Source organism: Nocardia sp. CA-129566 (genome assembly GCF_050956075.1).
Taxonomy (GTDB): Bacteria; Actinomycetota; Actinomycetes; order Mycobacteriales; family Mycobacteriaceae; genus Nocardia.
Window position 1 is genome coordinate 379,219 of the sequence record NZ_CP192085.1, and the last position, 18,942, is coordinate 398,160.

General features: G+C 65.4%; 18 protein-coding genes, 1 tRNA gene and 1 other RNA gene. 11 read left to right on the top strand and 9 right to left on the bottom strand.

What is annotated here, in order from left to right; all coding sequences use genetic code 11:
* Nucleotides 1-33 precede the first annotated feature (33 nt).
* Nucleotides 34-1,278 carry a tRNA guanosine(34) transglycosylase Tgt gene (tgt, locus tag ACQP0C_RS01720; RefSeq protein ID WP_433729905.1) on the top strand — a complete coding sequence of 415 codons (1,245 nt, stop codon included), beginning with the start codon at nt 34-36 and terminating at the stop codon, nt 1,276-1,278.
* 22 nt (nt 1,279-1,300) lie between these two features.
* On the opposite strand, the gene ACQP0C_RS01725 is transcribed toward tgt, so the two are convergent.
* Nucleotides 1,301-2,083, bottom strand: coding sequence for a queuosine precursor transporter (locus ACQP0C_RS01725; protein WP_433729907.1), 783 nt, complete (start codon nt 2,081-2,083; stop codon nt 1,301-1,303).
* 29 nt (nt 2,084-2,112) lie between these two features.
* Here ACQP0C_RS01725 and ACQP0C_RS01730 point away from each other — a divergent pair, with 29 nt between their 5' ends.
* Nucleotides 2,113-2,646, top strand: coding sequence for a DUF4190 domain-containing protein (locus ACQP0C_RS01730; RefSeq protein WP_354955335.1), 534 nt, complete (start codon nt 2,113-2,115; stop codon nt 2,644-2,646).
* 81 nt (nt 2,647-2,727) lie between these two features.
* Here the strand turns inward: ACQP0C_RS01730 and ACQP0C_RS01735 are convergent, their stop codons facing one another.
* Genes ACQP0C_RS01735 through ACQP0C_RS01745 form a run of 3 tightly spaced genes read right to left on the bottom strand, consistent with a single transcriptional unit; the run spans nt 2,728 to nt 4,909 of the window.
* A complete protein-coding gene (locus tag ACQP0C_RS01735) occupies nt 2,728-3,420 on the bottom strand; it encodes an RDD family protein (RefSeq protein WP_433729909.1) in 693 nt (230 codons plus the stop codon).
* A gap of 45 nt (nt 3,421-3,465) precedes the next feature.
* On the bottom strand, nt 3,466-4,401 hold the full coding sequence (gluQRS, locus tag ACQP0C_RS01740) for a tRNA glutamyl-Q(34) synthetase GluQRS (RefSeq protein WP_433729911.1): 936 nt from the start codon (nt 4,399-4,401) through the stop codon (nt 3,466-3,468).
* A 19-nt stretch (nt 4,402-4,420) separates the two neighbouring features.
* Nucleotides 4,421-4,909: a DUF309 domain-containing protein gene (locus ACQP0C_RS01745; protein ID WP_433729913.1), complete on the bottom strand. Its 489-nt coding sequence runs from the start codon at nt 4,907-4,909 to the stop codon at nt 4,421-4,423.
* A gap of 421 nt (nt 4,910-5,330) precedes the next feature.
* Between ACQP0C_RS01745 and ACQP0C_RS01750 the strand changes: the two genes are divergently transcribed.
* Entirely contained in the window at nt 5,331-5,540 is a 210-nt protein-coding gene (locus ACQP0C_RS01750) for a DUF397 domain-containing protein (protein ID WP_433729915.1), read from the top strand.
* A 118-nt stretch (nt 5,541-5,658) separates the two neighbouring features.
* Here the strand turns inward: ACQP0C_RS01750 and qcrB are convergent, their stop codons facing one another.
* Nucleotides 5,659-7,290, bottom strand: a complete 1,632-nt coding sequence (gene qcrB, locus ACQP0C_RS01755) for a cytochrome bc1 complex cytochrome b subunit (RefSeq protein ID WP_433729917.1) — start codon at nt 7,288-7,290, stop codon at nt 5,659-5,661.
* Nucleotides 7,291-7,458: 168 nt separating this feature from the next.
* On the opposite strand from qcrB, the gene ACQP0C_RS01760 reads away from it, so the two are divergent.
* Both ACQP0C_RS01760 and ACQP0C_RS01765 read left to right on the top strand, forming a co-directional pair.
* Nucleotides 7,459-8,895: a WS/DGAT domain-containing protein gene (locus ACQP0C_RS01760; protein ID WP_433729919.1), complete on the top strand. Its 1,437-nt coding sequence runs from the start codon at nt 7,459-7,461 to the stop codon at nt 8,893-8,895.
* 463 nt (nt 8,896-9,358) lie between these two features.
* Entirely contained in the window at nt 9,359-10,519 is a 1,161-nt protein-coding gene (locus ACQP0C_RS01765; RefSeq protein WP_433729921.1) for an NAD(P)/FAD-dependent oxidoreductase, read from the top strand.
* A 172-nt stretch (nt 10,520-10,691) separates the two neighbouring features.
* Here the strand turns inward: ACQP0C_RS01765 and ACQP0C_RS01770 are convergent, their stop codons facing one another.
* From ACQP0C_RS01770 to ACQP0C_RS01780, 3 genes are all read right to left on the bottom strand, one after another.
* On the bottom strand, nt 10,692-11,030 hold the full coding sequence (locus ACQP0C_RS01770; protein WP_433729923.1) for a hypothetical protein: 339 nt from the start codon (nt 11,028-11,030) through the stop codon (nt 10,692-10,694).
* A gap of 315 nt (nt 11,031-11,345) precedes the next feature.
* On the bottom strand, nt 11,346-12,179 hold the full coding sequence (locus tag ACQP0C_RS01775) for a hypothetical protein (RefSeq protein WP_433729925.1): 834 nt from the start codon (nt 12,177-12,179) through the stop codon (nt 11,346-11,348).
* A gap of 425 nt (nt 12,180-12,604) precedes the next feature.
* Nucleotides 12,605-12,692, bottom strand: a tRNA-Ser gene (locus ACQP0C_RS01780).
* Nucleotides 12,693-12,832: 140 nt separating this feature from the next.
* On the opposite strand from ACQP0C_RS01780, the gene ffs reads away from it, so the two are divergent.
* Nucleotides 12,833-12,927, top strand: an RNA gene (gene ffs / locus ACQP0C_RS01785) — signal recognition particle sRNA small type.
* Nucleotides 12,928-13,070: 143 nt separating this feature from the next.
* On the top strand, nt 13,071-14,360 hold the full coding sequence (locus tag ACQP0C_RS01790; protein WP_433729927.1) for an aminotransferase class I/II-fold pyridoxal phosphate-dependent enzyme: 1,290 nt from the start codon (nt 13,071-13,073) through the stop codon (nt 14,358-14,360).
* A gap of 98 nt (nt 14,361-14,458) precedes the next feature.
* On the opposite strand, the gene ACQP0C_RS01795 is transcribed toward ACQP0C_RS01790, so the two are convergent.
* The gene (locus ACQP0C_RS01795; RefSeq protein ID WP_433729929.1) at nt 14,459-15,307 is read right to left on the bottom strand and encodes a methyltransferase domain-containing protein; all 849 of its coding nucleotides are present in this window, start codon (nt 15,305-15,307) and stop codon (nt 14,459-14,461) included.
* Nucleotides 15,308-15,529: 222 nt separating this feature from the next.
* Here ACQP0C_RS01795 and ACQP0C_RS01800 point away from each other — a divergent pair, with 222 nt between their 5' ends.
* The 4 genes from ACQP0C_RS01800 to ACQP0C_RS01815 all read left to right on the top strand — a co-directional run bounded on the left by ACQP0C_RS01800 (nt 15,530) and on the right by ACQP0C_RS01815 (nt 18,917).
* Nucleotides 15,530-16,123 (top strand): HhH-GPD-type base excision DNA repair protein, encoded by a 594-nt coding sequence (locus tag ACQP0C_RS01800; protein WP_433729931.1) that lies wholly within the window; start codon nt 15,530-15,532, stop codon nt 16,121-16,123.
* Between the two features lie 113 nt (nt 16,124-16,236).
* Nucleotides 16,237-16,950, top strand: a complete 714-nt coding sequence (locus ACQP0C_RS01805) for a hypothetical protein (RefSeq protein ID WP_433729933.1) — start codon at nt 16,237-16,239, stop codon at nt 16,948-16,950.
* Between the two features lie 206 nt (nt 16,951-17,156).
* Nucleotides 17,157-18,590 (top strand): MFS transporter, encoded by a 1,434-nt coding sequence (locus ACQP0C_RS01810; RefSeq protein ID WP_433734389.1) that lies wholly within the window; start codon nt 17,157-17,159, stop codon nt 18,588-18,590.
* 120 nt (nt 18,591-18,710) lie between these two features.
* Complete coding sequence (locus ACQP0C_RS01815) at nt 18,711-18,917, top strand: hypothetical protein (RefSeq protein WP_433729935.1); 207 nt, start codon at nt 18,711-18,713, stop codon at nt 18,915-18,917.
* Nucleotides 18,918-18,942: the final 25 nt, after the last annotated feature.

The following is an 18,942-nucleotide window of genomic DNA, read 5'->3' on the forward strand; positions in this document are numbered from 1 at the left end:
TCCGGCCGATCGTCGTTTTGGGAGGATGGCGGGGTGTCCGATCCCGAAGCCTTCTCGTTTGCCGTTGGTACCCGTCTCGCGGGGCGGCACGGTCGATCGGGTGTGATCAGCACACCGCACGGCGATATCGCCACGCCCGCGTTCATCCCGGTCGGCACCAAGGCGACGGTGAAGGCGGTGCTGCCGGAGACCATGCGGGAACTCGGCGCTCAGGCGCTGCTGGCCAACGCCTACCACCTCTACCTGCAGCCGGGTTCGGACATCGTGGACGAGGCGGGTGGGCTGAGCAAGTTCATGAACTGGCCGGGCCCGACCTTCACCGATAGCGGCGGCTTCCAGGTGATGTCGCTCGGCGTCGGTTTCAAGAAGGTGCTGGCCATGGAGGCGGTCGATGTCCGAAGCGACGATGTGATCGCCGCGGGCAAGGAGCGCCTGGCCGTCGTCGACGACGATGGTGTCACCTTCCGCTCGCATCTGGACGGTTCGAAACACCGGTTCACGCCCGAGGTTTCGATGGGCATCCAGCATCGGCTCGGCGCGGACATCATATTCGCCTTCGACGAGCTGACCACGCTGCTCAATACCCGCGCCTACCAGGAGAAATCACTACAGCGCACGCACGAATGGGCGCAGCGCTGCATCGACGAACACGAACAGTTGACCGCCGCGCGCACGCACCGCCCGTACCAGGCCCTGTTCGCGGTGATCCAGGGCGCGCAGTACGAAGACCTGCGCCGCAAGGCATGCCGGGAACTGGAATCGATCCGGGGCGCTGCCGGAACGGGTTTCGACGGCTACGGCATCGGCGGAGCACTGGAGAAGCACAACCTCGGCACCATCGTCGGCTGGTGCTGTGACGAACTGCCCGAGGACAAGCCGCGCCATATGCTCGGCATCAGCGAGCCCGAGGACATCTTTGTCGCGGTGGAGAACGGTGCCGACACCTTCGACTGCGTGAACCCGTCCCGGGTCGCCCGCAATGCGGCGATCTATGTCGCCGAAGGCAGATTCAATATCAATACCGCCCGATTCCGCCGCGACTTCACCCCGATCGACGAAACCTGCGACTGCTATACCTGCGCCAACTACACCAGGGCCTATATCCACCACCTGTTCAAGGCCAAGGAGATGCTCGCCTCCACGCTGTGCACGATCCACAACGAGCGCTACACGATTCGGCTCGTCGACCGGATCCGCGAGAGCATCGAGGGCGGTTACTTCGACGAGTACAAAGCCGAAACGCTGGGCCGCTGGAAAGGGCGCATTCGGACCCCGTAGATCCGAATGCGCACAACAACTTTCAGCTCAACAGTGCGGTGGTTTCCCGGGGTGCGTAGCTCGGCTCGTGCTTCTTCAGGAAGGCGATCACCCGGTAGGTGATCGGCAGCACGATGACCTCGGCCAGCGTCTTCCAGATGAATCCGACGATCACGTAGTTGACGAACTGTCCCCAGCTATCGATGCCGATGGCGGTGGCCGCGATCGAGCAGAAGATCAGCGTGTCACCGAATTCGCCGACCACCGTGGAGCCGATCAATCGGGCCCACAGATGCTTCTCCTTGGTCTTCTCCTTGATCAGCACCAGCGTCGCGGAATTGAGCATCTCGCCGACGAAGTAGCCGGACAATCCGGCGGCAACCAGCTGCGGTGTGGTGCCGATAACGGACCGGAAGGCTTCCTGATTGTCGTAGAACGTCGCCGGGGGCAGCTCGATGGCGATCTTGAAGCAGACGACCGCGAGCAGCAGGATGGCGAAACCGTAGTAGATGGCCCGGCGGGCGGCCTTGAAGCCGTACACCTCACTGAGCACATCGCCGATGATGTAGGCCAAGGGGAACAGGAACCACGCACCATCGGTGGAGATCGGCAGGATCTCGATGGGCCCGAGCTTCACCGAATGGTCGGTGAGGAACTGGACGCCCTTGGTTGCGCAGATATTCGAGATGATCAGCGTCGCGGTGAACAGAGCGACGACGGGGGTGTAATAGCCCCGCGAGGCGACGGCGAATGCCGCGTGGGCCGCCGCGGGGCCCCCAGATCCTGGGTGTTCTTCAACTGTTTTGGACTCACTCACGCGCTTCATCCAACCAGGTTGTGGAATAGGCTGTACCAATGACGAATCCCGGCGATTCTTCCGACGAGTGGTGGAAGCAGTACGGTGGCGAAGGTGTGTCGCCGGAGGGTGGCGCCCAGGGGTCGGTACCGCAGTATCCGGCGGCTCCGCCGCCCGGATCGGTTCCACAGTACCCGTCCGCGCCGCAGTACCCGCAGCAGCCAGCACCGCAGCCGACGCCGCCGCCCCAGCAGCAGTATCCGAGCTACCCGCAGCAGCCGGTCGCCGGTGCGCAGCAGCCGTATCCGCAGACTCCGGCCTACCCGAACGCGTATCAGCCGTACGGATACCCGCAGCAGGGGCAGGGCACCAACGGGCTCGCGATCGGTTCGCTGGTCGCCTCACTGGTCGGGCTGTGCACCTGCATCGGCTCGATCGTCGGGATCGTGCTCGGCATCATCGCGCTGAATCAGATCAAGGAACGCGGGCAGGAGGGCCGCGGTCTCGCGCTGGCCGGTATCTGGATCGGTGCCGGCGGCATCGTGCTCGGCATCGTCTGGCTGGTATTCAATATCGCGCTGTCCTCGACCTGACGGCCGTCGAAAACATCTGTGCCGCAATAGAACAGGGGCGCTCCCGAACCGGGAGCGCCCCTGTTTTCGCGTTGTGGCGGATCAGGCCTTGACGACCTGGGTGCCGCCGGCGAACTTATCGTGCCAACCCTGCTTGTTCGGGTCCTGCTCGATGGTCACCGCGATGTAGATCGCCATGCCGATCGCGACCAGGTTCCCCAGGCACGGAATGATGTTGGCGACCAGGTAGAGGTTGCGCTTCAGCGAAACTTCCGGGGTGATCTTGGCGGCGCCACCGGGTGCGACGACGCGCAGGCCGAGGATCTTCTTGCCCAGCGTGGTCCCCATATTGGTCTCCATCAGCACGAAGTAGGCGATGGGGGCCGCGACGATCACGATGAAGCCGAGGATCGAGCCGATGATGCCGATCTTCGACAGGATGAGGTCGATGATGTACGCCGGGATACCGACGATCAGCCCGTCGATGAACCTGGCGCCGAACCGGGGCAGCAGGTCACCCGGCTGGCCCGCGCCGAAGCCCTGCTGGCCGTACTCACCGTACTGCTGCGGGTAGGGCTGCTGGCCGTAGGGATCTTGCGGCTGCTGGCCGTATTGGGGTTGTTGTCCGTATTGCGGCTGCTGGCCGTATTGCGGCGGCTGCTGGCCGTATTGGGGTGGCTGCCCCTGCGGGTACTGCTGGCCGCCCGGGTACTGCTGGCCGCCCTGCGGGTACTGCTGGCCGTACGGCTGCCCGCCTTGTGGATATTGGTTGGGGTCGTACCCACCGCTTGTCATATGTGTGTCCTCGTCAGTGATCAGGAGATCGGTCGATTGCGTACGTTACGGACATCGCGCGGGTTGCAACAACCCATTCTCGTCGAGTATCCACGGTTCGTCGGGCAGAAGGGCCGGGTCGAATCCGTCGAGCAGCTCGGCGGGCGACACCGGGGGATAGCCGAGCGAACAGGCCAGCGCCGCCGCCACCTGATCGGGTGTGTTCCCAAGGGCGAGTTGGTCGCCGAGTGTTACCGCGCCGTCGCGTTTGGCCAGTCGCTTGCCCTGCGCGTTCAATACCAGCGGCACGTGCGCGTACCGCGGAACCGGGAGTTCGAGCAGGGTGGCGAGGTAGGCCTGGCGCGGCGTCGACGGCAGCAGATCGTCGCCGCGGACCACCTGATCGATGCCCTGTTCGGCATCGTCGACGACGACGGCCAGGTTGTATGCCGGAACTCCATCGCCGCGCCGCAACACGACATCGTCGACCGGACCGTGGTAGCGCCCGTGCAATTCGTCGACGAACTCGAATTCGCCTGCCTGCGCACGCAGGCGCAGCGCGGCCGGACGGCCGTCGGTGCGGTGTGCGGCTCGCTGGGCCTCGGTCAGGTCGCGGCAGGTGCCGGGGTAGTGGCCGACCGGTCCGTGCGGTGCGGTCGCGGCCTGCTGGATTTCCCTTCGGGTGCAATAGCACTCGTAGGTGAGTCCGGCGGCGGTGAGCCGATCGATGGCCGAGGCGTAGTGGGACAGTCGGTCGCTCTGCCGAACGATCGGACCGTCCCAGTCCAATCCGATCGCCGCGAGATCGGCCAACTGGCGCTGCTCGGCCCCCGGCCGCACCCGATCCAGATCATCGATCCGGATCACGAAGCGTCGTCCGGTCGACCGGGCGAACAGCCAGGCCAGCACGGCCGTGCGCAGATTTCCGAGGTGCAGATCGCCGGATGGGCTCGGCGCGTACCTACCTGCCGGAGTACGGGTGGTTGCGGGCACGTTTGCCATGGTAGGGCTGCGGGCCGGATCACCGGATCCGCAGGTGCGGCATGAGTCGGTCCGCGGGGATCGGGGTGCCGCGCTCCAGCGCGGCCAGCAGTGTCTCGGCGTGCGCGATCAGACCGGCGCTATCGATGCCATATGGCAGCGGGGTGCTCGAATCCGGCGCGTAAGCGCGCAGTCGCGTCACCGCACGGGTGAGCAGCGTGCGCGCGCCCTTGGGATTGTCCCGCTGGATGTGGGTGAGACCGACCGCGTATTGTGCGAGACCCTGCCACAGCATCCTTTCGGCGAACGGTCCGTTCTTCCATGCGGCCTCCAATACCTCGTGTGCGTTGAATGCCAGGCCGTCATCCAGCAGTTGCTGGGCGTACGAAAGGGTTTGCTGGGGTGGCAGATTCAGATCATCCGGAATTCGCGGCACCCCGACGCTGCCGACCGGCAGCGGCCGCCCGAATCGGTCGCGCGGGCGAGGATTGCGGGCGCGACCTGCCTCGTCGCGGGGGCGTTCGACCATGAGGCCCATCATCCACGGCCGCTGCCGGAGGCGTCCACACGGATCGGGTCGACCTGGATTTATTGACGGATCACGGAGCAATCACATCCGCAAAATGTTTGCTGCCCAGCAAATATGGGAATGAATGTCATCTACCGGCAATGTCTCCGCAACACTTCATCTTCGCAAGATTGGCAAATGCGATGATGGAATGGGCAAGAGATCGGCAAATTCCCGTTGAACCTGCTAGGGTTTAGCGCGCGGGGGCGACCCCGCGAGGATAAATCGCCTCGAAGTGCAGTGCGATCACGACGCACCGTGAAAGTCGCGCGCTTTGGCAAGGCGCACCGCGGGATTCGGCGTTCCGCGCCGGATGCCGGTGCTAGTTAGAACGATGTCAGAAGAATATTCTCGTTCTCGACGCAGCAAAGGAGCTAGTGCCGTGGAGGTTGACTTGACGGGAGCTGTGTGGCGCAAGAGCACATACAGTGGCCCCGACGGGAACTGCGTGGAAGTGGCTTTTCTCGTTGACGGCAAAGTGGCGGTTCGCGACACCAAGGACAACGGCTATGGTCCGTTGTTGGCGTTCACGCCAGGTGAGTGGGACGCATTCCTAACCGGGGTGTCAGAGGGGGAGTTCGGACGCGCCTGATCAACAGTCACGTCTGAACCAATCAGCACGGGCCCCGGGTCGGCACGGACTCGGGGCCTTCGCGGGTTATCAGGGGTCTTTTCCGTCAGGGGCCTTTTCCGTTGTGGCCCTGTTGTTTTCAGTGGGCCTGTCCGTCGCCGTTGGCCTGGTCCTGGACCGCGCGTAGGACGGCGAGCTGCTTGCGCTCCTCCTCGTGCTCGGTTTCCCTGTGCTGCCGGGACTCCTGCCATGGATCGGCGCGGAAGAATCCGCCGGTGCCCGGCTGACCCGCCGAACCGAGCTGGTTCATCTTCTTCGGTACCGGTGCGCCCTGGTACTCCAACGGAATCGGGTGACCGTGCTCGTCGACCGGACCCAGTGGCTGGTGGATCTCGATGTATTCCCCGTCCGGCAGTCGCCTGATGATGCCGGTCTCGATGCCGTGCTCCAGCACCGCGCGGTCACTGCGCTGCAGGCCGAGGCAGATGCGATAGGCGGCGTAGTAGGCCACCGCCGGCAGGGTCAGAATGCCGATCCGGCCGACCCAGGTGGTCGCGTTCAGCGAGACCTCGAATTTGTAGGCGATGATGTCGTTCACGCAGGACAGCGTCAGTACCACGTAGAAAGTGATCGCCATTGCGCCGATCGCGGTCCGGACCGGTACGTCGCGCGGGCGCTGCAGCAGATTGTGGTGCACGGTGTCCCTGGTCAGGCGGCGTTCGATCCACGGATAGGCGATCAGGACCGTGAACACCAGACCCATGATCACCGCACCCCAGAACGGTGCGGGCACGGTATAGCGGCCCGGATAGAGCTCCCATGGCGGGATCAGGCGCATCATGCCGTCGGTCCACATCATGTAGAAGTCCGGCTGGGTGCCCGCGGAGACCTGCGACGCCTTGTAGGGGCCGAAGGCCCAGATCGGGTTGATCTGCAGTAGGCCGCCGAGCAGCGCGACGACAGCGAGCGTGAACGCGAAGAAAGCGCCCTGATCCAGGGAGAACACCGGCACGATGCGGGTGCCGATCACATTGCGTTCGGTGCGGCCGGGGCCCGGGAACTGAGTGTGCTTCTGATACCAGACCAGCGCGATATGCGCGGCGATCAGCGCGAGCATGATGCCGGGGAACAGCAGCACGTGCGCGATGAACAGGCGCGGAATGATGATCTCGCCCGGGTAGTCGCCGCCGAACATCAACCAGTGCATCCAGGTGCCGATGATCGGAATGCTGAGCGTGATGGAGGAGAACGCCGCCCGCAGGCCGGTGCCCGAGAGCAGGTCGTCGGGCAGCGAGTAGCCGAAGTACCCCTCGAACATGGCCAGGATCAGCAAAAGCGAGCCGAGCACCCAGTTCGCCTCGCGCGGCTTGCGAAACGCGCCGGTGAAGAAGATCCGGAACAGGTGCACGATGATCGAGGCCGCGAAGAGCAGTGCTGCCCAATGGTGTACTTGGCGCACGAACAGTCCGCCGCGGACCTCGAAGGAGATGTTCAGCGCCGTCTCGTAGGCGCGAGTCATACCTACACCGCGCAGCGGCTGGTAGGCGCCGTTGTAGGTGACTTCGGCCATCGATGGATCGAAGTACAGCGTCAGAAAGGTGCCGGACAGCACCAGGATGATGAAGCTGTAGAGCGCGATCTCGCCGAGTAGGAACGACCAGTGGGTCGGGAACACCTTATTGATCGACCGCTTGACGAACGCCGCGGCCCGATATCGCTCGTCGAAGGCATTGGCTTGTTCGCTTGCCATCCGACCTACGTCAATAGCCATGGCCGACACCCCCGCACTGGGTGAGTGGTGGATTGTCTTCTACTACAGACGGTAGCAAGGGTTCGGGCCGGAATCGATAGCTTTCGCGACGGCAATGTGGAACAAGATCTTTCAGTTCTTGCCGGTGCCGCCCGTTGCCCCCGCTAGGGGGTGCCATATCGTCGTGTCGTGAGTACGTTGGCGGCCCAGGACGCGACGATGTACTGGCTGTCCAGTCGCACTCGTAATGACCTGTTCTTGCTCTATTGCTTCGATGATTCCGGGCGTCCGAGCGCGGAACTGCGCGAGTTCGTGGCGCGCCGCAGTGCGCGCATTGCCGATCTGCGCGTCCGGCTGCGCGAGCTGCCGGGAGATGTGGACTATCCGTCATGGGTTCGGTGCGATTTCCGTGCCGAGCAATTTGTGGAACATTTCCTTTCGGAAGCGAATTGGCCGGGTGTGTGCACGGCCCTCGGCAAACTGCTCGGTACCGGTGTGGACGCGGCGGTGCGGCCGTGGCGGCTGCACGTGTTCCGTGGGATCGACGGTGCGCCGTGGGGCGGGTCGGGATCGGCGATGGTGGTCGTGCTGCAGCTATCGCATGCGCTGGCCGATGGGCGGCGCGGGGCCGCGATCGCCAGGGCGTTGTTCGCCGAATCCGATCCGGTCGAGCCGGTTGCCGCGGCGAGCGATTCGGTTGCCGGTGCGCCAGGCCTTGGTGGTCGAGGAATCGGTACTGCGGCAATGGAATTGGCGTCGGTGGATGCCATACATCTGCATTCGGCGTTGGCGCTGGTGCGGATGCCGCTGCGCTTCGTTCGCACGGTCGTCCTGGGCTATCGGGCTTTCCGGGCGCAGCGGGAGCTGGCCGAATTGACCACTGCGGGAAGGATTCCGGAGCCGGGGCCCGGTTTCACGCCGAGTTTGGTGAACCGGACGGGCACGCTGCACAGCGATGCCGACGGCCATCGGGTACGGATGATCGTCTGCGATGCCGAGCGGATGCGGGGCGCGGGTCACACCGTGACCGTGGTCGTGCTGACCGCCGTCTCGATCGCGCTCGATCGCTACCTGACGGCGCGGGGCGAACCAGTGGACCGACTCGGAGCCCAGGTGCCCATGGCATTGTCCGGCAATCGGATTGCGGCCCGCAATAACTACCGCAGCCTCGGCGTCGACCTGTTCATCGATGAGCCGGACCCATTGGTCCGCGCGAACAAGATCGCCGCCGCGCTCGCCGCTCGCCGCATCCGTGCCGACCATCCACTGCTGACCGCGCAGGACCGCGTCACCGCCGTCACTCCCGCTCCGCTGCTGCGTCGCGATGTCGATCGCTATCCGATCGATACCGTCCCCGATTCGATAGCCGGAAACACCGTGGTCTCGAGCGTTCATCGCGGCCCCGCCGATCTGACCTTCGGTGGCGCTCGTGTCCGCTTCACCGGCGGTTTTCCGGCGATCGGGTCGGTGATGCAGCTGACCCATGGTGTCCACGGCCTAGGTGACACCGTCACCGTCTCGGTCCATGCCGACGCTGCCGCCGTGCCGGACATCGATACCTATACCGAGCTGTTGCGTGACGCGCTGGACGAGGTATTCGACTGTGCGAGACAGACATCGGGCTGAGCCCGCCCTGGGAAGGCATCGATCTCCCGGCTGGCCATGACCGTCCACGGACCCTTCGGTGGCGGCATGCGCCGCGGCCCCTGGGCACTGCTCCGGCCAGCACGGCGACGGTGCCGCGGTGGTGTCGGCCTCGGCGCGGTGATCGGATCCGAGCGGCGGTACCGGGTCAGGTTGGCGGGGCACCAGCCGGGTTCCATCCCGCCACCCCGGCGCGCACAATGGATGGGCAACCAATACCGCTCTTGAACGACGGACTATCGGTGAGCCTCGCCGCCAGCACGGTTCGAGAAAGAACCCGATCATGACCTGTTCACCGCTTCGCCGTCGGCACGCCCCGAAGCGCGGTCGGGCCTGCTGCGACTCTCCGAAACCAGCTCGACATTCCGTCGAATCCAGCGGCTGGTCACGAACCTACAACTGAATATTCGACCAGGCATTGACCGCAACCGGTGAGGAGCGTGCGATGTCCACCGCCAACAACATGCGAACGCCGATGGTGCTCATTCTGGGGGCCGGGTTCGGCGGGCTGGAGCTGGCCGCCTGCCTGTCCGAGTCATTGCCCGGTGCGGTCCGGGTGCTGCTCATCGACCGGAATGACGGTTTCACCTTCGGTTTCGCGAAACTGGAGATCCTGTTTCGCGGCCGGACGCCGGAATCCGTACGCATCCGTTACGACGAGCTCGCCCGGCCCGGGGTCGAGTTCCGGCAGGAAAAGGTCGTATCGATCGATCCGCGCACCCGGCACGTCGTCACCGACGCCGCCGACTACGAACCGGATTTCCTCGTGGTCGCGTTGGGCGCCGCATACGATCCGGCTGCCACTCCCGGCTTTGTCGAGGACGGTCACGAGTACTACTCGATCGACGGAGCGTGCCGACTGCGCGATCGGCTGGCCCGATTCGACGGCGGAACCATTCTGATCGCGGTGTTGAGCGTGCCGTTCAAATGCCCGCCCGCACCCTACGAGGGCGCGATGCTGCTGCACGAACTGCTGAGCCGCCGTGGCATCCGCGACCGCACCCGCATGCACGTGCTCTCCCCGATGGACTCACCGATCCCCGTTTCCGCGGACACCTCCGCCGCGCTCGTCGAGGCCCTCGCGCAACGGGGGATCGAATACTCGCCGGGGCGGCGCGTCCGCGCCCTCGATCCGGAGAAACATATCGCGACCACTCGCGCGGGCGATCTCGCATATGACCTGTTCATCGGCATCCCGACGCACTGTGCCCCGCCCGTGGTCGCGGCCTCCGGGCTGACCGTCGACGGCAGCGATGGCTGGATCCACGTCGACCCGCGAACGCTCGCCACGCCGTATCCGGGTGTCTATGCCGTTGGTGACTGCGCGGACGCACCGGTGCCGCGGGCCGGGGTGTTCGCCGAGAACGCCGCCCGCACGGTCGCGGCGCACATTGTCGCGCAGTTGCGCGAAACGCCCGCGCCCGGAAAGTATCTCGGCCAAGGCTCCTGCTATATCGAATTCGGGGGCGGCCTCGTCGGCAAGGTCGACGCCGACTTCCTCTCCGGGCCAAGGCCGGTCGCACCGTTCATCGGGCCCTCTGTCGAACTCGCCAGGGAGAAGGCCGAATTCGCCGCCACCCGAATTCGGCGCTGGTTCACCCCTTGACAGCCCGGCTGCGCGCCTTCGGCTCGCAGTCGCGGACGCGGGCGCTCGGCTTCCATATCAAAGGTCGAGGACCCGAGGGCAGTGTCCGGGCATGCACCCGGCGATGAGGCCGCCTCGGTCGACATCGCCGAGTGGACTCGTTTCCGGCAGCGCGACGTGCGGATCCGTTCGGTCAGCTACTGCCGAACCAGCCGGGGAAGAAATTGTTCGAGCCCCAGCCCGGAGGGATGCCCCAGCCCGGCGGGAAGAAGCCCCAACCTGGCGGGAAGAGATGTTTCGAGTCCCAGCCTTTGCACTTGTCGCTGTCCCACCGATCACCCTGCCAGCGATCGATGTCTCGAAGGTCGTAGCGGTCGTCAAAGCCATCGTGATCGGTGCGCACTACACCGGGTGCGGGCGCCGGTGCCGCCATGGCCGGAACCGACACCATCGGAATCGTCATCGCAGCCCCGACCAGCGCGACCGCCGCGAGCCGCCGACCGGTATCGGCGGCGGTCTTTGTGGTAACCATCGTGCCTTCTTCCGGCGAGTTCATCGCGCGGGTCCGACTCGCCGATTCGTCGAGCTGTCCATCCCCCGACGCACCTGATCCTAGGCGCGTGGCGCCGGTCGCCACCAGCGTCCCGACACCTGAATCCACCCGATATGCGCGCGAACCGCCGCGCCGAGTCGATGGCTCCGGTGTCGCTGTGCCGATGCGGCGGCACCCTCGGCCCCTTTGACTTGTCACAAATCGACAGGCCAAAGGGGCCGCGTGCCGGAGCCGATATATCTGCCGGTGCATTTCAGCCGGTGTCGCGACCTGTTCGACAAAGTGGAACGTCTGTCAATCGGTCGCGGCTTCGGCTGTGGCGGCATCGGCTGGGCCGAGGGCTCGCGGGGGTGCGGTGAGGGCCTGCATTGCGCCGAGACCTCCGCCGATTCCCGCGCCGATGGCGGCGAGCGGTGCCGCCATGATGGCCGCACCGTATGCGGCGCCGATGGGCCCCGCGGCGAGCCCGATCGGTGCGAACGGCAAGCCGATCGCCATACCGAGTGCACCGCCGACACCGGCGCCGATCAGTGCGAACGGGCTCGCCACCACCGCTCCTGCGGCAGCACCGAGCGCCGCGGAGCCGACGGTCTGACTCGCAACACGATCGGAGCGAGTGCGTTCCATACCGACCGAGTCGAAGAACGTTGCGAGATCGGCCTCGGTGACCGCCGCGGCGTCGTTGAGTTGGATGGCGGGCTCCCGCGGCAGCCAATCCGGCGCCTCGACCTGCACGTTGCCGAAACGCAACATGCCCGGCGGCGGCGCGATCGGCGGCACCGGCGCGACCGGGATCGGGCCGTGCAGGGACTCGACCGGCGACAGATATTCGTATTTCGGTACCGGCCGCGCCCACTGCAGCGAACTGCGCGTGTTGTCCGGGATTCGCATTCCCCGGTACGGGCGCACATTCGGCACGTAGGCGTCGGGCCAGTCCTGGGACTGCTCCGTCTGCTCTAGCTGCACGGCGGGGGACTCCTCGCCGGAATCCGTGTCGTCGGCCACGAAGGCAACGTGGCCGCCGTGTTCGGTCTGGCTGACCGGTGCGTGCCGGCCGGGCTCGGCGTTCGCGGTTCCGCTGCTACCCACCAGAGTGAGAACAACGGGAACCGCTCCCGCCACCACCATCGACCCCACCTTCTGTTGCCGCGGACTGACTTTCCTGTGCTTGGCTGTGCCCATCTATTACCTTTCACCGTGCAGAGACCTTGTTGATTCGCATTCGGATCACGGGGCGTCTTGGATGGCCGAGCACGCCGTGACAGGTCCGAATCAAGGCCCTCACCAGGACATTCCGGGCTGTTGAGCACCCTGGATCGTGGGTGCGCATGTCCACCGTCGACCAGCCACGCCGCAAGAATGAACATGACTCGGTCGGACTTGCCGGGCAGTCGGAGCTGAATCCCGGGGGCCCTATGTCTTGCGCCGAGCGGCAGCACGGCCTCGGTTCCGAGAACGGGTGACGGTTTGCAGGCAGCGCGGCCAGGATCTCATTGCCCGTCAACGAAAAACAGCAGGTCAGGACAATGAAAATTGTCCTGACCTGCTGTTTGTGGCGGAGGATAGGGGATTTGAACCCCTGAGGGCGTTAACCCAACCCGCGTTCCAGGCGAGCGCCATAGGCCACTAGGCGAATCCTCCGTGCAGCAGCATACCGGGTACACCCGGCCGGTCACCAAATTGGGGCTGGTCGGGGCGGGGAAGTCCCAGTTCGGCCCCGTTTCGACCGGGTGCGGTCCACCCGGTGGTGATCGTTGTCGGATCTGCCCGCTACACTTGCTAACGGATCCCGCGCGGCGCGCATCCTGTGAACTCCCCCAGGGCCGGAAGGCAGCAAGGGTCAACGGGCTCTGCCGGGTGCGCGGGGTCCCCTATTTTCACTCCAATTCGGAGCAACCGCCGGGTAACGTGAACACGGTCCGCCGGACGTCCAACGCGCTCGGCCGGATCAGCGGTCCGACCGCGGCACATCGGTTCGGACGTCAATCACCCCTTAGCTCCTTCGAAAGGCTGCCCAGGATGCCCCGGCAAACGCAGATCGGTTTGATGAGCAATCCGGAGCTCGTGTCCGAACACGAGATCCAGACCGCGAATTACGCGAGGCTCAAGACCGAGAAGCTCACGCTGGACCTCACCCGGGGAAAACCTTCGCCGGAACAACTCGACCTCTCCGCCGAACTGCTTTCGCTGCCCGGTGCGGGCGACTTCAAGGACGGCACCGGCACCGACTGCCGCAACTACGGTGGGCTGCACGGTCTCCCGGAGCTGCGCGCGATCTTCGGTGAGCTGCTCGGCATTCCGGTCGAGAACCTGATCGCGGGCAATAACGCCAGCCTCGAGCTGATGCACGATGTGATCACCTACGCACTGCTGTACGGCACCCCGGACTCGGAGCGGCGCTGGGTGGCCGAGCCCACCTTGAAGTTCCTGTGTCCCAGTCCGGGCTATGACCGGCACTTCGCCATTACCGAGGCCCTCGGCTTCGAGATGATTCCGATTCCGATCCGTCACGACGGTCCGGATGTGCACGCCATCGCCGAGCTGGTGGCGAACGATCCACAGATCAAGGGACTGTGGGCGGTGCCGAACTACTCCAACCCGACCGGTGTCATCTTCTCCGAGGACGTTGTCCGGGAACTGGTTTCGATGCCGACCGCGGCGCCGGACTTCCGGCTGTTCTGGGATAACGCCTACGCGGTGCACCCGCTGACCGATACCGCCGCGCCGGTCCTGGATGTGCTGGGCATGGCGGCCGCGGCCGGAAATCCGAACCGGCCCATAGTCTTCGCGTCCACCTCGAAGATCACCTTCGCTGGCGCGGGCGTCAGTTTCCTCGCTGCGTCCACGCCGAACCTGAACTGGTACCTCGGCCACGCTGCGAAGAAGAGCATCGGGCCGGACAAGATCAACCAACTGCGCCACCTGCGTTTCTTCGAGAATGCCGACGGCGTGCGCGCGCATATGCAGAAGCACCGCGCCATCCTGGAGCCGAAATTCGCACTGGTGCTGAAGATCCTGGAGGACCGGCTCGGCGCATCCAAGGTGGCGTCCTGGACCGAGCCGAAGGGCGGCTACTTCATCAGCCTCGATGTGCTGGAAGGCACCGCGGCCCGGGTGATCGCGCTGGCCAAGGACGCCGGAATCGCGCTCACCGCGGCGGGTTCGGCCTTCCCGTACCGGAATGATCCGGAGGACAAGAACATTCGCATCGCCCCCAGCTTCCCGCAGCTGCCGGAACTGGAGAAGGCGATGGACGGTCTGGCCACCTGTGTGCTCTTGGCGGCCACCGAGAAGCTGCTCGGAAACTAGTCGAAGAATGCGATGGGCGCGTACCGGATCGGTACGCGCCCATCGCATTTCGGAACCGGATCAGGTCCGCCTGGACTACCTCGTTCGACGGCCGCGATTCAGCGGGGTTTATGGGCCAGCACGGCGAACATGGTGACCGATAGGTGGATATCGCCGCTTTCGGCGCCCCGCTCCAGATCCGCGATCAGCTGATCGCGCTGCGCCTCGGTAATGGATCCGCGCGCCACCGCCATGGCCGAGATCCGGTTGACCAGCGAGCCGGCGCCGACCGTCCGATCCTGTACCAGAGCGTGCGAGCCGATGTCGTCGACCACCAGGCCCGCCTTGGTCAGCAGTCCGGGCAGTCGGCGGCCGGAGAACGGGTTGGTGGTCGCGTCGATCAGTGTGTCGACGACCTCGCGAACCACCCGGCGGTCGCCCGGGTGCACGATCGCGGTGCCCCAGTCGCTGTCCACCACCACAACCCGACCGCCGGGCCGGAGCACCCGCGCGATCTCATTGGCCGCGCGATTGGGTGCGGTCAGATGCTGGAATACCCGCTCGCACAGTGCGGTGTCGAAGGTATCCGCGCCGAAGGGCAGCCCGTAGGCGTCGCCGGAGTGGAATTTGGCCGTCGACCCGGCCTGTTCGGCCCGGCGTTCGGCGGATGCGAGCAGTTGTGGATCGGGTTCGACACCGATCGCCGCGCCGGTCGGGCCGACCGCGTCCGCGAACGCCATGACCTCCGAACCGGTGCCCGATCCGATATCGACCGCACTCTCGCCGGGCTGCAGCGCCAATGCTTCATGTGCCCACGTGCGCAGCCGCCGAATGCCGGGCAGCGCGGCCTGTAGATCGCGCACGTCCACCAATTGATCCTGGCCCGCGCTGTCGAAGCGATCCGGGCGCAACCCCTGCATATTCATGGGCCCGATTCCGTCTCTAGGTATTGCCGTCGTCTGAGGCATGCGCAGAGCCTACTTGGGGGTCGAGCGCCCCGCACGGTAGATCTGTGATCTCCATCACGATTAGGTCATACCACCCATCCGGGTGGGGTGGGCCACATGACCGACCTTTTTCCGGCGACCTGCGAGCAGTCGCCAGCGGCGTCGAGTGAGATGATCGGGAGGCCGACCTTTTCGAGCGACCCGCAAGCAGTCGCCGGCGCTGCACCAGCGAAAGGAAGTCCCGTGGCCAAAGCGAAGTCCGCGACTGTCAAGCTGTGTCTCGCGCAGGAACCGGAGGCCGACAAACTCCTTTCCGAGGATCCCTTCGCGCTGCTGACGGGCATGCTGCTGGATCAGCAGTTCCCGCTCGAACACGCCTTCCGCGGGCCGAAGAAGATCGCGGACCGGATGGACGGCTTCGATGTCCAGCGGATCGCCGACGCCGATACCGAGGCGTTCGAGGAGCTGTGCGCCACGCCGCCCGCCATCCACCGCTACGGCCGGTCCATGGCCCGCCGGACCCAGGAGCTCGCTCGGTACGTGGTCGAGAACTACGACGGCAAGACCGAACAGATCTGGACGCAGGGCGATCCGGATGGCAAAGAGGTGCTGCGCCGACTGAAGGACCTTCCCGGCTATGGCGATCAGAAGGCCAGGATCTTCCTCGCCCTGCTCGGCAAGCAGCTCGGCGTGCGGCCGAAGGGTTGGGAGACGGCGGCAGGCGCCTACTCCGAGCAGGGTTCTCGTCGCTCGGCCGCCGATATCGTCGACGGCGAATCGCTGTTGGAAGTGCGGGCATTCAAGAAGCAGATGAAGGCCGCCGCCAAGAAGTCCTGAGGTCGCTCCGGATTTGCCCTATTGGAATCTGCCTGCATTTTTCCCTCGTGCCCGATTGATTTCTCATCGATGCTTTCCCTCGAGAGCAACACCTAGATGAGGGAATGCAGTACATGAGGATGAGGAAGCTCGCCGTCGTCGCGGCGCTGGTGACCGTGGCGACCGGAGTCGCCGCGGGTACCTCCGGGGCTGCCCCGGACGCGTCCGAAAGCGACAATGGCGCAATCAATTTCACCGCCGAGGCGGTCAACGATTCATCGATCATCAAGACCGACGCGGGTTCGCTGGCTGTCGAGGATGGGGTCTTCAAAATCAAGGCGGCCAATGGCGCCGTACTCGCGGGGACCCCGCTGAAGTTCAGCATCGACGACTTCGAATTCCCGATCGCCGCACAGATTTCCGATCGCACCGCGACATTGACCCCGCAGATCGACCGCGAGCACGCGGTCTACAAGCCGGTCGCGCTGCCTTACGAGGACCAGGCGCCGTGGAAGACCCCGTACGACCGTGAGGTCGCGGCCTGGACCCGGCTGACGAGCACCATCTCGGCGGGCGCCACGATCGGCACGCTGGTCGGTGGTCTCGCGGGTGGTGCGGTCGGCTGCGTGCTCGGTGGTATCGCCGGTGCGACGGTCGCCTCGGCCACCATCGTCGGCCTGTTCGGTCCGTTCATTCCGGCCGCCGCCATCGGCTGCCTCGGCGGCATCATCGCCGTCGGTGCGCTGGGCACCCTGGCCGGTCAGATCCTGATCACGGCTCCGGTCGCAATCGGTGCGGCGATCCAATACTTCGCCACGATCAACCAGCCGTTCGCCCCCGCCAAGTAGGTCGAATCCGCCGGTCACGGCATCCGTGGCTCCCACCGTCGCCACGGAAACAGGCCCCGCCCAGTACCTCTCGACTGGGCGGGGCCTTTCCGTGCGGTAAGGGGCCTCCGCCGTGCTCCCGGCAAGATCATGACCAGGTCTTTTATGTGCGCGCATTACTTGCGTTGACATTTAATGCATACGCATCTAAATTACTCGACGTGACTATGACAGCTACCGCATCCGAGACCCGGACCGCCGCATCTACCGAGCACACCCCCGGGCGTTGGGGCCCGACGCTGTGGGCCGTGCTGTTCGTCGCCGGACTGGCGATGTTCCTCGACGCACTCGACGTCTCCATGGTCGGTGTCGCCCTCCCGTCCATCGGATCCGAACTCGGCCTGAACACCGAGAGCCTGCAGTGGATCGTCAACGGCTACATCCTCGGCTACGGCGGCCTGCTGCTGCTGGGTGGACGAGCCGCCGATCTGCTCGGTCGTCGGCAGGTATTCCTCACCGCCCTGGTGGTTTTCGGACTCGCCTCACTCGCGGGCGGCCTGGTCGATGACGGTGCGCTGCTGATCGCCAGCCGCATCATCAAGGGCATCGCCGCCGCGTTCACCGCACCGGCCGCGCTCTCGATCATCACCACCACCTTCAAGGAAGGCCACGACCGCAACCGCGCGCTGTCGATCTTCACGGTCTTCGGCGCCACCGGATACGCCTCCGGTCTGATCGTCTCCGGCCTGCTCACCGGCATCGACTGGCGACTGACCTTCTACGTCCCGGTGCTGGTCGTCGCGGCCGTCGTGCTCACCGCCTACTTCGTGGTGCCGCGCAATATCGAGAAGGAGCAGGGCCGCATCGACTTCGCGGGCGCCGCACTGCTGACCGGTGGCATGCTGGCCGCCGTCTACACCATCGTCACCGCACCCGAAAAGGGCCTGACCGCAAGCGTTGTCGCCACCGCGGTTATCGCCATCGCCCTGCTGAGCGCGTTCTTCGTGGTGGAGAACAAGGTCGCCCACCCGCTGGTTCGGCTGAGCATCTTCAAGGTCAGGTCGATCGTCCGGGCCAACCTGGCCGCGCTGGCCATCTTCGGCTCCTACATCAGCTTCCAGACGATCGTGTCGCTCTACCTGCAGAACACCCTGGGGTGGGAGCCGCTGAAAATGGCGCTCGCCCTGGCGCCGACGGGCATCATCGTGGCGATCCTTTCGCCGGTCGCGGGCAAGCTGATCGACCGCTACGGCACCACGCCGATGATCATCGCCTCGATGACCTCGTTCGTGATCGGCTACGTCTGGTTCATCTCCTTCGGCGGCAGCGCCGACCCGAACTACGTGCTGGACTACCTGCCCGCATTCCTGCTGCTCGGCCTCGGCTTCGCGCTCGGGTTCTCCTCGGTGATGGTGCAGGCCACCGAGGGCATCGCCGACCACGAGCAGGGATTGGCCTCGGGGCTGGTGCAGACCTCGGGCCAGATCGGTGGGGCGGTCGTGCTGGCCGTGGTCACCGGTCTGATCAGCGGTGGCGCCGCCACCAGCATCGCGCAGTACCGGCCCGGACTGTACCTGGTCACCGTCGTCGCGCTGGTCGGACTGATCGCCTCGGCCACCGCACTGCTGGCCCGTCGTCAGTTGGTCGCCGAAGCGGTCTGATCGTAGCGAGCGAACGGCCCGTAACCGGGCGAGCCAGTCACCCCATGGGGGTCGCCACATGGCGACCCCCATTCGGCGTTTTCGGACATATGGTGCGCTGGGCCACAGTATGATCGGAACATGATGCGCGGCAAGGATTTCGATGCGAAACACGCATTGGGCGAGGTCGCGTGCCACTGGCAGGGCTTGGTACACCGCGATTTCGGTGTTAACTTTGATCCCATGTCTTCGAGCCGTCCGACCGCACTGCGGGTCACCTATGTGACCGCCGCACTGGGTCTGCGACTGCCGTTGACTCGCGAATTGTGTTGTTCCTGCTGCAGCTGAGCCGTTCTTTCGGCTCGTGCGCTGC